At 64.5% G+C, this 11933-nt stretch carries 10 protein-coding genes; 5 read left to right on the top strand and 5 right to left on the bottom strand.

The annotated features are described in order from the left end of the window. Positions 1-49: 49 nt before the first annotated feature. The 5 genes from AC2S9W_RS05015 to AC2S9W_RS04995 form a co-directional block, all read right to left on the bottom strand. Complete coding sequence (locus tag AC2S9W_RS05015) at positions 50-1177, bottom strand: DUF4437 domain-containing protein (RefSeq protein WP_158682372.1); 1128 nt, start codon at positions 1175-1177, stop codon at positions 50-52. A 13-nt stretch (positions 1178-1190) separates the two neighbouring features. After that, positions 1191-2123, bottom strand: coding sequence for a DUF4437 domain-containing protein (locus tag AC2S9W_RS05010; protein ID WP_104960249.1), 933 nt, complete (start codon positions 2121-2123; stop codon positions 1191-1193). Between the two features lie 54 nt (positions 2124-2177). Next, complete coding sequence (locus AC2S9W_RS05005) at positions 2178-3188, bottom strand: DUF4437 domain-containing protein (protein ID WP_158682371.1); 1011 nt, start codon at positions 3186-3188, stop codon at positions 2178-2180. Positions 3189-3292: 104 nt separating this feature from the next. Beyond that, complete coding sequence (locus tag AC2S9W_RS05000; RefSeq protein ID WP_158682370.1) at positions 3293-5512, bottom strand: TonB-dependent receptor; 2220 nt, start codon at positions 5510-5512, stop codon at positions 3293-3295. A gap of 253 nt (positions 5513-5765) precedes the next feature. Further along, the gene (locus tag AC2S9W_RS04995) at positions 5766-7085 is read right to left on the bottom strand and encodes an MFS transporter (RefSeq protein WP_104960246.1); all 1320 of its coding nucleotides are present in this window, start codon (positions 7083-7085) and stop codon (positions 5766-5768) included. A 208-nt stretch (positions 7086-7293) separates the two neighbouring features. Between AC2S9W_RS04995 and AC2S9W_RS04990 the strand changes: the two genes are divergently transcribed. The 5 genes from AC2S9W_RS04990 (at position 7294) to AC2S9W_RS04970 (ending at position 11591) form a co-directional block, all read left to right on the top strand. Next, a complete protein-coding gene (locus tag AC2S9W_RS04990) occupies positions 7294-8067 on the top strand; it encodes a GntR family transcriptional regulator (protein ID WP_104960245.1) in 774 nt (257 codons plus the stop codon). A 90-nt stretch (positions 8068-8157) separates the two neighbouring features. Next, on the top strand, positions 8158-9117 hold the full coding sequence (locus tag AC2S9W_RS04985; protein ID WP_324787693.1) for a hydroxymethylglutaryl-CoA lyase: 960 nt from the start codon (positions 8158-8160) through the stop codon (positions 9115-9117). Beyond that, the gene (locus AC2S9W_RS04980; RefSeq protein WP_199775043.1) at positions 9114-9809 is read left to right on the top strand and encodes an isochorismatase family protein; all 696 of its coding nucleotides are present in this window, start codon (positions 9114-9116) and stop codon (positions 9807-9809) included. Before AC2S9W_RS04985 ends, AC2S9W_RS04980 begins: the two co-directional genes overlap by 4 nt. Next, on the top strand, positions 9802-10677 hold the full coding sequence (locus tag AC2S9W_RS04975; protein ID WP_104960244.1) for a polysaccharide deacetylase family protein: 876 nt from the start codon (positions 9802-9804) through the stop codon (positions 10675-10677). Before AC2S9W_RS04980 ends, AC2S9W_RS04975 begins: the two co-directional genes overlap by 8 nt. Continuing rightward, complete coding sequence (locus AC2S9W_RS04970; protein ID WP_104960243.1) at positions 10674-11591, top strand: polysaccharide deacetylase family protein; 918 nt, start codon at positions 10674-10676, stop codon at positions 11589-11591. Before AC2S9W_RS04975 ends, AC2S9W_RS04970 begins: the two co-directional genes overlap by 4 nt. Positions 11592-11933: the final 342 nt, after the last annotated feature.

Raw genomic sequence — 11933 nt, 5'->3', positions numbered from 1 at the left:
GCCGAAGCGACCCGAAGTTTCGCGGCAGGCGATGACGGCCCTTGCGAGCCTAGTCGTGCGGCTCGTATCGCGGCACGTCATAATCATATTGGCGCCACTCGCCGTTGATATATTCGATGCCGGTCTTGTAGCTGCAATCGGTGACATAGGTCGCCCAGAGCCGCGTGCCGGTACGCACCAGCGTCCAGCCCCAACTGGGTTCGCCATTGCCCTTTTTGAGGTTCCCGTCACCGTCCCGTTCGCCCGGAGGCGCCTGGGCGACGGTGCCGTGCGCCACGCCGGCGGCGCGCCAGAAATAGCCACGCGTCCCGCGTTTGTAGGTGGAAATGCCCTGCTCGACGCATTCCCCGCCATAGACGGCGCGGGTGGGACCGCGTTCGTCACTGGTGGCGACGCGGGTGCCCTCGGGGATGTAATATTCCTCGAAACTGGGGTGCACCTCGGCGCCGCCGCCGAAATTGCCGGGCTTCGAACTCGGCGGGGCGGGAATGCTGGACACGAAGGTCATCCAGGTCATTTCGCCGGTGTCCGGATCCTTGCGCATCAGATTGTGCAGATAGCCGGGGAAGTTGCCGCCGGTGCGATAGGCCGGGAACGGCTCGTCGATATACCAGGGCTCCTTGTAACGGTTCCAGTCGCGGACACGCGCGTGGGTGCGCGCGCCGGCCTTGCCCTTGGCCGCGGCGACAAACTTCGGCGGTCCCTTGAACCATTGCAGCAGCACCGCGCCCTGACGCGACTTGACCTGGCCGCGAAACATACCGGCCGGGATATAGCTGTAGGAATATTTGGTCAGCTTCTCGTCGCCAATGCTCAGGTCGCCATCGAGGACGACGATCTCGTTATCGACCTCGTCATAGCCGGGGGGAAGGCTCCAGCCTGCGGGAACGTAGGTAATCTGCGCCACTGCATCCATGCTGGGCGACTCGCTCAGCAGGCGGCGATACAGGCCCGGGGAGAAGCCCGGCGCGTCGAAGGGTTTCCAATCCACGAATTCGATGTTGGGGATGTTGTGCATCAGCCCCGGACGCCCTTCGACCTCATAGCCCTTGTCGGGCACCGGAAAGGGCGGCGCCTGGCTGACTGTGGGCGGACCATAGGACTGGGCGAGCGCGGGGACCGCCACGGCGGCGAGACCGGCCGACAAAGCCAGGGTCAGATGCGTTTTGCGCGACATGGTATCCTCCCCCTCACTTCGCCTGGGCCGAAGGCTCGGCGCACGAATTGCCATAGGTTTTCCATGAGCCGGGCCCCCTGCGGTAGAGCCACACGGAATAGCTGTCGGAAAACTGGCTCAAGCCGCCATGCGCGATGCCGGCGGGGCGGAAGAAATAGCCGTTCGGAGCATAGGTCCCGGCCACCTGCCCCTCGGGCAGGCATTCGGCGATCGTCATGTCGCCGGCGAGCATATAGCCCTCTTCCCAACTCTTGCTGGTCGCCCAAAGCGGCAGGTCACCTTCGCCGCTCATGACCGGATAACCGCCGGGCGAGGTTGCGATCCAGGTCACCTCGCCGGTAGCCGGATCGGACCGGAGCAGTTTCACATGCACCGGCGAATTCTTCATGATCGGTTCGTCGCGGAACTTGGGCAGGACGTTCGGCGTGGCGGTGGGCACGTCGTGATAGGCAAGCCCGTCGATCGCACCCGGCTTGGCCCCGGGGCGCGACGTCGCGCTCGCGATGTAATCCGGCGCTCCGTTCCAGAAGAACAGGACGGTCGCGCCTTCCTTGGTGCCGAAGCTGTGCGCGGTGCCGGCCGGGTAATAGGCATAGGCATAGCGGCCCATCGGCTTGTCGCCGATGCTGATCCCGCCTTCGACCACGAACATCTCCAGATCGGCACCATGATAGCCGGAGGGCTGTTTCCAGCCGGCCGGCAACGTGACGAGCAGCGTCCGCGCGCCGGTCTTTTCATCGAAGCTCAGCTGCTTGAATTCGACCGGCGGCAGGCCCGCGAAAATCAGCGGGCGCAGGTGCAGGTTGCGCGGCGCCACGAAGCCGACAAATTCGCTCGATCGATCGCGCGACTGGGGGATGCGGATGTCCTGAGCCAGTGCTCCGGTCCCGAGCAGCAACGCGCCGCACAGTGACAGGCCCGTTCGCAGTCTTTTGCTTGTCGGCATTGTTAGCTCCCCTGGTTTCGATGTCGTCAGACGGTAGGCGTCATGGGCGCCGCGCTACGGCTTCGGCCGGTATCGCGGCACATTGTAATCGTATTTTTTCCAGCCTTTTCGGGTGTATTCGAGCCCGGTTTCATAGGTGCAGTCGGTGACATAGGTGGCCCAGAGCGACGTCCCCGTCCGCACCAACGATATCGTGTAGCCGGGCGTGCCGGGCGACGTGCCATGCGAACCGCCATGCGCGACGCCGCCGGGGCGCCACCAATAGGTGCCGTTGCCATAGGTGACCGGTGTTTCGCCCTGTTCGAGGCACTCGCCGATGACAGTGTCGTGAGTCTTTTCGAGGAAATAATATTCCTCGAAGCTGGGATGCACTTCGTAGCCCCCGCCGAAATTTCCCGGCTTTCCGCTGGGCGCCGCCGGGATGCTCGCGCCGAAGGTCATCCATGTCATCTCGCCCGAATCGGGATCCTGACGCAGCAGCTTGTGGAGCGCGCCGGGAAAGTTTCCGCCGGTGCGATAATCCGGAAAGGGCTTGTCGATATACCAGGCGGCCGAGAAATGATTCCAGTCGCGAACACGGGCATTTTCGCGGGCGCCCTTCTTGCTCCTGGTCGCGGCGACGAATTTGGGCGCCCCCTTGAACCATTGCAGCAGCACCGCGCCCTGCCGTGACCGCACCGGCCCGCGCACCACGCCCGCGGGGACGTAGCTGTAGGAATATTTGCCCAGCTTTTCGTCGCCGATGGACAGATCGCCGTCGAGCACCAGGATTTCGTTGTCGACCTCGTCATATCCGATCGGCTGGCTCCAGCCCGCGGGCACATAGGTGATCTGCGCCACGGCGCCCATGCTGGGCGACTCGCTCAACGGACGGCGCTGCAGCCCCTCGGGAATGCCCGGTGCGACAAAGGGCTGCCACGCCACCTTGGTCGTGTCGTAATGGAGGACGAACCCGGAGCCGGGCGGCCCCGGGCGGCCCTCGACCGCATAGCCGTCGTCAGGCACCGCGAAGGGCGGCGCCTGATCGGTGGAAGGCGGCCCCTCCGTCTGGGCCGCAGCGGGCAACAAGGCCATAGCGGCACAACAGGCCGACAGGATCGTCCGCAGCGCGACACCACGCGATGCCGCGCCCGCGCCGCGGGTCGCTCCCGCTCGGCCCGCCGCCCGCATCAGAAGGAGAACCCGACGCGGAACAAGACCTGGCGCGGCTCTCCGGGATAGCCGGTCACCGCAGGCCGCGTCGCATTGGCGCTCAGCAACCCCGCCACCAGATAGCGCTTATTGGCGAGGTTGCGCCCCTCAATCGAAAAACTCCAGGTGCGATCGTCGCTGCGCCATCCGATCGAGCCGTTGAACAGATCCAGCGGTGCGGTCTGAACCAGGTCGGTCTGGTTGGAAATAGTATTGTACACCTTGGACGTGTGGTCCCAGTTGCCGCCGATCGTCAGCGAGCCCCAGCCATCGGCCAGCGTCGGCGAGTAGCGGAAGCCAAGGCCGATCTTCGCCTTGGGCAGCCCCTTGATCTCGTTGGCGGTACAATCGACCCAGACGCCGAACTGGTTCGCGCAGGAGAAGCTCTTGGTATATTTTCCGTCGTTGAACGCCATGTTGCCATAGAGTTCGAGATCGTCGGTCACCTTCCAGTTCGGTTCCAGTTCGAGACCCCAGACGCGCGCCGCGCCGGCGTTGAGCGTCACGATGAACGCGGCGCCGGGAATGATCGTGCTCAACTGCAGATCGCTGTAATCCGCCACATATCCTGTCGCGTTGAGCCTGAACCCGATGCTCGGGAAGTTCATCTTGGCGCCCAGCTCATAGCTGTCGACGAACTCCGCACCGAACGGAGTCGGCACGAGCTGCGCGGTGATCGGATCGCGCGAGTTGAAGCCGCCGCTGCGCGTACCCTTCGTCCATGAGATATAGGTGAACAGATTCTCGTTGACCTCCCAGTTCAGGCCCAGCTTGGGCGTAAGCGAGGAGAAGGTGGAGTGGCCCACCTGCGAGCCGGCCGCCGACCCGATCGTCAGCGCATAATAGTCCGTCGTCTCGCGGGTGTAGCGCAGGCCGCCCAGCACGCTGACCCCGCCGCCGATCGTGTAGGTCGCCTGGGCGAAGACTGCGGGCGCTTCCACCTTGTTGGAGGCATCGTCGGTCTGCGCGGTTCCCGCTGCGCCCTGCTGGGTGCCTTTTTCGGTGAAATAATAGACGCCGGCGACAGCCTTCAACCTGTCGCTCGTGTAGATGAGGTTGACTTCCTGGGTCCACCATTCGCTGTCGAACTGCACGCGGTTGGGGTTGGCGACGACCAGTCGCCCGCCATTGGCGGCGATACGCGCCGGCGACAGAAAGCTGTCATTGCCGAGGCTCTCCTGGTTCAGCCGGCCATAGCCGGTGATCGAGCCGATCTCGAGATTGTCCGTGATCGCATAGGTCGCGTTGAGGCTGAAGCCGCGCTGATAGATCCGCTGATAGAGGTTGGCGTACACTTCGTTGACCGACAGGTCGCGGTCCGGAACCGCATAAGGATCGGTCACGCCGAGCGGCGCGATCAGCGGAATGGGGATGTTGGAGTCCGAACGGTCCTGCATCGCATAGCCCGAAAGCTCGAACGTCAGGTCGGGGGTCGGCTCGAACAGGAGCTTGATGCGCTGAGCGGAACGGTCGAGATCGCCGATCCGCTCGCCATGCTCGATGCCGTAGACGAAGCCGTCACGCTTGCGGTAGATGCCGCTCACCGCGAACGACAGCACATCGTCAATAATCGGCCCGCTGAGATAGCCCTTGGCTTCGAACGCCTCATAGTTGCCGATCCCCAGCTGTCCCGCGCCGGTCCAGTCATAGGAAGGCCGCTTGGTCACCAGCTTGATCGCGCCGCCCGAGGTGTTGCGCCCATAGAGCGTTCCTTGCGGACCGCGCAGGAACTCGACCCGCTCGACATCGAAGAAATCGAAAAAGGCGCCGTTGGGCCGGGGCTGGATGACGTTGTCGATATAGACGCCGACGGTGCCGTTCGCGCGGATACCGCCCGTCTCCGTACCGGCGCCGCGCACGACGATCTTCATCTGGGACGAACCCGCCGTCGCCTGCGACAGCGTGATGCCGGGGACCTGGTTGGCGATATCGCGAACGTCGCGAACCTGCCGCTCTTCCAGCGCGCCCTCGCCCAGTGCCGTCACCGAGATGGGAGTGGTCCGCACCGTGCCGCCATAGCGCTCGGCGGTGACGACGATCTCTCCGCTACCGGCATTCCGCGATTCGTCGGCGGTCGTGGCTTCGGTCGCCTGACTGTCCGATGCCTCCTGAGCCCAGGCGGGCCCGGCCATCGCGACGGAACCCAGAAGTGCAGCAAGCAGGATTGCGCGTGCTGTAGGCTTGGACAGATGCGTCATGATGACCCCCCTCATTATCCCTGTGGCCCAATCGGCCAATTGCTCCCCGACTCTGCGCGCGGAGCGTCTTTTATGCTTCGAGGTCAGGCCGCGACTCGCGGGAGCTGCGTGACCTCATTTGTTATGCATTCATATCAAATCATGAGTTGGCCGGATCGGCAAGTGATTTGTTATAGATTTATGATGATTGAGTGGTTGAAAGCGTCATTTCGGTGACTTGGCTCGCAAGGTTCGTGCGCCGCGGAGCGCGAAATCAGGCCAAATCGGCCCGCCCACGGACAAGCGCGGCAAGAATGCCCGACAGTGCGAGCGGGATGGCGAAGCACAGGAAGACGATCCACAGCGGCAAGTGCTGTCCGAGCAGGAAACCGCCGAGCAGCGGCCCGATCACCGATCCGCCGCGACCGATGCCGATCGCCCAGCCGATGCCCGAACTGCGGACTTCGGTCGGGTAGATCTGCGCCGCCAGCGAATAGAAGCCGCTGAAGCCGCCCTGCACCGCGAGCCCCATGCCGACCGCGACCCCAAGCACCGCCACCAGCGGCATCGGCTGGCTGAACACCACCAGCAGCACCGCGCCGACCAGCATATAGCCGCGGATCAGCCAGCCGATGTCGCGTTTGGTCGCCAGCCAGCCGATGCTGGTCGTGCCGATAATCCCGCCGACATTGAAGACCGAGCCGGCCCAGAGCGAATTGGCGGCACTCAATCCCGCTTCCGACGCCAGGCGCGGGATCCAACTCGTCACGAAATAGAGCACCAGATAACCAAGGAAGATCGACAGCCACAGAATGAGCGTCGATTTCCACAGTCCGCCTGCGAACAGGTGCCCCAGCTTGGGAACGGCACCGCGGCTGCGCGGCGGCGGCAGGCTGTCGAGCTGCGGCAGTTCGAGGCGGAGGCGCAGTGCATTGATCTTCGCCAGCGCGCCAGCGGGCTGGCGGTTCTGGAGGAAATCCAGCGACTCGGGCAGGAGCATGAAGGCGAACGGCAGCACCACCGCGCTGACCACCGCGGTGCCCAGCAACGTCGCTTGCCAGCCAAATTGCGGGATCGACCAGATCGATACCAGGCCGGTCAGCACCGCGCCGATCGGATAGCCTGCCTGGAACCAGCCGATCGCGATGCTGCGCTTGCCCGGCGGCGCATATTCGCTCGCCAAAGCGGCGACGCTGGCGAGCAAGGTGCCGATGCCGAGGCCGGTCAGAAAGCGGAACCCCACAAAGGCGGGAATCGTCTGGGCCAGACCGGTACCGAACGCGCCGACCGTGATCACCATCAGCGCGCCGAGCACGACCGGGCGCCTCCCGATTCCGTCGGCCAGCGGCGCGATTACGATCGAACCGAGCATCATGCCGACCAGTCCCGCGCTGAAGATCACCCCCAGCACCTCGAAACTGACCCCCCAGTCCTTGGCCATTGCCGGAGCGATGTAGGAGATTATGAGCACGTCCATGCCATCGAGCATGTTGATCACCGCGCAGATTGCGACCACGGTGACCTGAATCGGGGTCCAACCGGCGGTGCCGGGCGCCGCTGCGTGAAGATCGCCTGTCGTGCCGCCCGTCGCCATCTTCGTCTCCCCTCGTGCCGGATGGGATATACGCCGGGATGACGGGGCGGCAAGTTATTTGTTATAGACTTATAACTTTATAGCAAATTTCACATTCGGCCCGGTAAACGGCTTTCCACGCGCCGAACTGCCAAGTTATAGGAATAGCCGCGATGCCCGACGGGCACCCGGCCATATATGCGCCTTCAGTCGCGCGGAGAGGGATTGGATGATTAGCGGCAAGCAGGAACTATCCAGCGTCGATCGCAAGACCGCCGTTCCGCTGTATCATCAGATTTTCGTGCAGTTGCGCGACGAAATAGTTTCAGGCAGCCGCCCGCACGGCTCGCTCGTGCCGACGGAACAGGAGTTATCGGACACCTTCGGGGTATCGCGGATCACCGCGCGCCGCGCGCTGGACGAGTTGGCGCTGCAGCATTTCGTCGAGCGCAAGCGCCGCGTCGGTACCCGCGTCATTTATGACCTGCCGGTGCGGCCCATCGAGGCCGATATCGGCAAAGCCGTCGATTCGCTGGTGACCTTCGGCCGCAAGACCAAGGTGACTGTGCTCGAACTGACGCGCGAGGAGGTGCAGGATCCGGTCGCGTCGCTGCTGGGGGTCCCGCCGGGAACGCGTGTCATGCGCGCGGTGCGCCTGCGCTGGCTCGACGGCGAGCCGCTGGGGGTGACGATTGCCCATGTGCCGGAGCCGCTCAGCTTCATGATCACCGAAAAGAGCCTGAGGCGGACCCCGATCCTCAACCTCGTCCAGCAATCGGGCCGAGAATTTGGCGGTGCGGCGCAGACGATCGCGGCGGTTTCGGCGGATCCGGCGATGGCGGCCGCGCTCAAGATCGACTCGATGGCGCCGTTGCTGCGAATCACCCGCGCGTTTCGCGACAAGGGGGGCGAGCCGATGCTGCTGACCCAGGCCTATTATCGCGCTGACCGGTATCAGATGCGCTTCGACCTCCAGTCGCACACGCTCCACGCCGAAATCTGAGCAGCGCGCAAAAAATTGAACGGACACCCTTGCCATTCCATGCGCTTCGGCTATTTGTTATAAGAGTAGTACAAATATAGGGCGTCAGCCGTGGCCGATCCGATGGGCGATATCGACATATTGGTAAGCGAGGTCGGTCCGCGCGACGGGCTTCAGAGCATCGCCACCATCATGTCGCTGGAGGCCAAGAAAGCGTGGATCGACGCCGAGGCCGCCGCCGGCGTCCGCGAGATCGAGGTGGGCAGCTTCGTCCCCGCCAAGCTGCTCCCGCAGCTCGCCGACACAGCCGAGCTGGTCGACCATGCCCGCACCATCCCGGGCCTCAGCGTCGCGGTACTGGTGCCCAACGCCAAGGGCGCGGAGGCGGCGATTCGCGCCGGCGCGCACAAGATCACCCTGCCGCTTTCCGTCTCCGAAACGCACAGCCTTGCCAACCTGCGCCGCTCGCACGAACAGGTGATCGACGAGGCGATCGCCATCGCCACTCTGATCCGTGCACTGCCCGCGGCTGATCGGCCGCATTTCGAGGGCAGCCTGTCGACCGCGTTCGGCTGCACGCTGGAGGGCGCGATCCCCGACGCCCAGATCGCCCGGCTCGCCGCCGCGCTGATGGATGCGGGCTGCGACGAGGTCGGGCTGTCGGACACGACGGGCTATGCCGATCCGCGCGCGGTGAAGCATCTGATCGGACTGGTGCGCGGCGTGGTCGGCGACGGTGCGCTGACCGGTATCCATCTGCACAACACGCGCGGCCTTGGCCTCGCCAACGCGCTTGCCGCGCTCGAATGCGGGCTGACCACGCTCGATGCGTCGCTGGGCGGGCTTGGCGGATGCCCGTTCGCCCCCGGTGCCAGCGGCAATATCGTGACCGAGGATCTGGTGTTCATGCTCGAGGCGATGGGCCTGCGCACCGGCATCGATATCGACCGGCTGCTGGCGGTTCGTGAGATCGTCACCGCGGCACTGCCGGACGAGGAGATGTACGGCTTCCTGCCCGATGCGAAACTGCCGCTGGGCTTCAGGCCCGCCCATGCCATGGAGATCGTATGATAAGCGAAATCGTCGGAACCCGGATGGTCAGCGACGGCAGGACCGCGCGTCAGATCTTCGAGGAGGTGATGGCCAATCCGGCCCGCGCCAAGTTCGGCTTCGGCAGCAAGCTCGCCATCGTCAATGTCGATCTCCAGAACGCCTATACGCGGATCGACCGGTACAGGACCGCCTACGAAACCGACCCGCGCCAGATCGAGCATGTCAACACCATCTCGGCCCTCGCCCGCGCCAGGGGCATGCCGGTGATCTGGACCCGTGTCGCCTATGCCGAGGATGCCAGCGACGCGGGCGTATGGGGCACGCGGACCGATACGCCGGACAGCCTGCAGAACATCAAGTACGACAGCGACCGCCACGCCTTTGACGAGCGCTGCGCGATCGCTCCGGGCGACACGATCTACACCAAGCGCATGCCTTCGCCCTTCTTCGAGACCCCGCTTCAGAGCCTGCTGGTCTGGCACAAGGTGGACACGGTGGTGATCACCGGCGGCTCCACCTCGGGATGCGTCCGCGCCGCCGCGGTGGACAGCCTCAGCCGCGGCTATCGCACGATCGTGCCGGTCGAGACCTGCGCGGACAAGCACGAGAGCTATCACTTCGCCAATTTGACCGACCTTCAGCTGAAATATGCGGACGTCGAACCGGTGCGGACCGTGATTGACTGGCTGGAGGCCCAGGCCGATGCGTGAGGGCGAGAAGGACCCCGGTCTCTATGACTTCCGCCCCTATCGCGGCCGTCCGAAGCTGGAATGGCCCGGGGGCAAGCAGGTCGCGGTCTGGGTGTCGCCCAATATCGAATTCTACGAACTCGATCCGCCCGCCAATCCCCACCGCAAGAGCTGGCCCAAGCCGCATCCGGACGTGGTCGGCTATGGTCACCGCGATTACGGAAACCGCGTCGGTCACTGGCGGCTGGCAGAGGCGATGTCGCGGCACGGCTTCCCGGGATCGGTCAGCCTGTCGGTGGCGATGTGCCAGCATCTGCCCGAAGTGGTGGCCGACGCCGCCGCGCGCGGCTGGGAGTTCTTCAGCCACGGCATCTACAACACGCGCTACAGCTATGGCATGGACGAGGCGCAGGAGCGCGCGCTGATCGAGGATTCGATCCGCACCGTGCGCGAGGCGACCGGCCAGACGATCAAGGGCTGGCTCGCCCCCGCACTGACCCATACGCCGCGTACGCTCGACCTGATCGCCGACTATGGCCTGTCCTATACCTGCGACCTCTATCACGACGACCAGCCGGGCGAGGTTCATGTGAAGTCGGGCCGGTTGATCTCGATGCCCTACAGCCTGGAGGTCAACGACCATTACGGCTTCTTCGTCTACAACATGTCGCCGCGCGCCTATGCCGACACGCTGATCCGCCAATATCAACGGCTGGCGGACGAAGGCGGCACGGTGATGTGCATCCCGCTGCACGCCTATCTGATCGGCCAGCCGCATCGCATCGGTCCGTTCGAAGAGGTGCTGAAGCACATCGCCGCCGACGGCCGCGCCTGGATCACCCGAAGCGGCGACATTGCCGATCATTACATGCAGCAGGTGGCGGCATGAGCCTCGACCCGGCCTATCTCGACTATCCCCTGCGCAAGCGGGGCATGGATCACGATTATTACCCCTATTCCAACCTGTTCGAACGGCCACCGATCGCCTGGCCTTCGGGCAAGACCGTCGCAGTGGCGATCGTCGTCGATCTCGAATGGTTTCCGATCCTGCCCGCGGACAAGCCGTTCCGTGCGCCGGGGCATATGGTCACCCCTTATCCCGATTACCGGCACTATACCGCGCGCGAATATGGCACGCGGATCGGCTTCTACCGGATGCTCGATGCGTTCGCGAAGGTGGATGCGCGGGTATCGGTCGCGATTAATAGCGCGATCGCCGAACGCTATCCGCGGATTATCGCCGATATCCTGTCCGCGGGGCACGAGATCGTCGCGCATTCGACCGACATGAACGGCACCATCGCATCGGGCCTGCCCGAGGACGAGGAACGCGCGCTGATCGCGGCCGCGCTCGACGCGTTGGAACAGGCCGCGGGCACGCGCCCGCGCGGCTGGATGTCGATCGCGCGTTCGCAATCGTTCAACACGCCGCGCCTGCTCGCCGAGGCGGGGCTGACCTATATGGCGGATTGGGTGAACGACGAATTGCCCTATCGATTCGAGACCGGCGCAGGCGCCATCGTCAACGTGCCGGTCAACCACGAGCTTTCCGACCGGCAGATCGTGACCGTCCAGCAGCAATCGGCCGATTCCTATGTCGAGCAGATCATGGACGCCTATACGCTGCTGCACGGCGAAGCCTCGACGCTCGGCGCCAGCCGCATGTTGCCGCTGAACGTCACGCCCTATATCATGGGCCTGCCTTACAGGATCGACGCGCTTGAGCGGCTGCTGGGTTGGCTGGCCGATCAGGACGACGCGGCCTTCCACAGCCTGGGCGAGATCGCGGACGCGCTGCGTTAAAACGGAGCAGAAGCAGTCCGAAAGCGTCGCGGAGCAGCGCTGAGCACCTCCCAAGCTCGCTGTCGATGACCTCGCGAGCCCGGTTCCAGCAGCACGTGGCTCACGGCAAATGCCCGCCCCCGGCTGAACCTGTATGATGTTAGCGGGTCCTGACCCTCAGGATGGCTGCCAGTCATCCATTCCCCGCTTGCGGGGAGCGCCACACAGGACGCAAGAGACTCACAATCCGCTCGCCCGTTATCCTCGGCTCAATGCGCAGGCGCCGGCGCGGCTGATCGACATATTCCCCGCCCTGCCGCCGATCGACAAGGCGGAGATCGCCGCTGCCGAACGATTGTCAGG

The sequence above is a fragment of the Sphingopyxis sp. 550B genome (assembly GCF_057401805.1).
This window is presented reverse-complemented; position numbering and strand designations above follow the sequence as displayed.

Excerpts from the sequence above, each read along its gene's own strand:
- AC2S9W_RS05015 (WP_158682372.1), bottom strand. The coding sequence starts at position 1,177 with ATGTCGCGCAAAACGCATCTGACCCTGGCTTTGTCGGCCGGTCTCGCC.
- AC2S9W_RS05010 (WP_104960249.1), bottom strand. The coding sequence starts at position 2,123 with ATGCCGACAAGCAAAAGACTGCGAACGGGCCTGTCACTGTGCGGCGCG.
- AC2S9W_RS05000 (WP_158682370.1), bottom strand. The coding sequence starts at position 5,512 with ATGACGCATCTGTCCAAGCCTACAGCACGCGCAATCCTGCTTGCTGCA.
- AC2S9W_RS04995 (WP_104960246.1), bottom strand. The coding sequence starts at position 7,085 with ATGGCGACGGGCGGCACGACAGGCGATCTTCACGCAGCGGCGCCCGGC.
- AC2S9W_RS04990 (WP_104960245.1), top strand. The coding sequence starts at position 7,294 with ATGATTAGCGGCAAGCAGGAACTATCCAGCGTCGATCGCAAGACCGCC.
- AC2S9W_RS04980 (WP_199775043.1), top strand. The coding sequence starts at position 9,114 with ATGATAAGCGAAATCGTCGGAACCCGGATGGTCAGCGACGGCAGGACC.
- AC2S9W_RS04975 (WP_104960244.1), top strand. The coding sequence starts at position 9,802 with ATGCGTGAGGGCGAGAAGGACCCCGGTCTCTATGACTTCCGCCCCTAT.
- AC2S9W_RS04970 (WP_104960243.1), top strand. The coding sequence starts at position 10,674 with ATGAGCCTCGACCCGGCCTATCTCGACTATCCCCTGCGCAAGCGGGGC.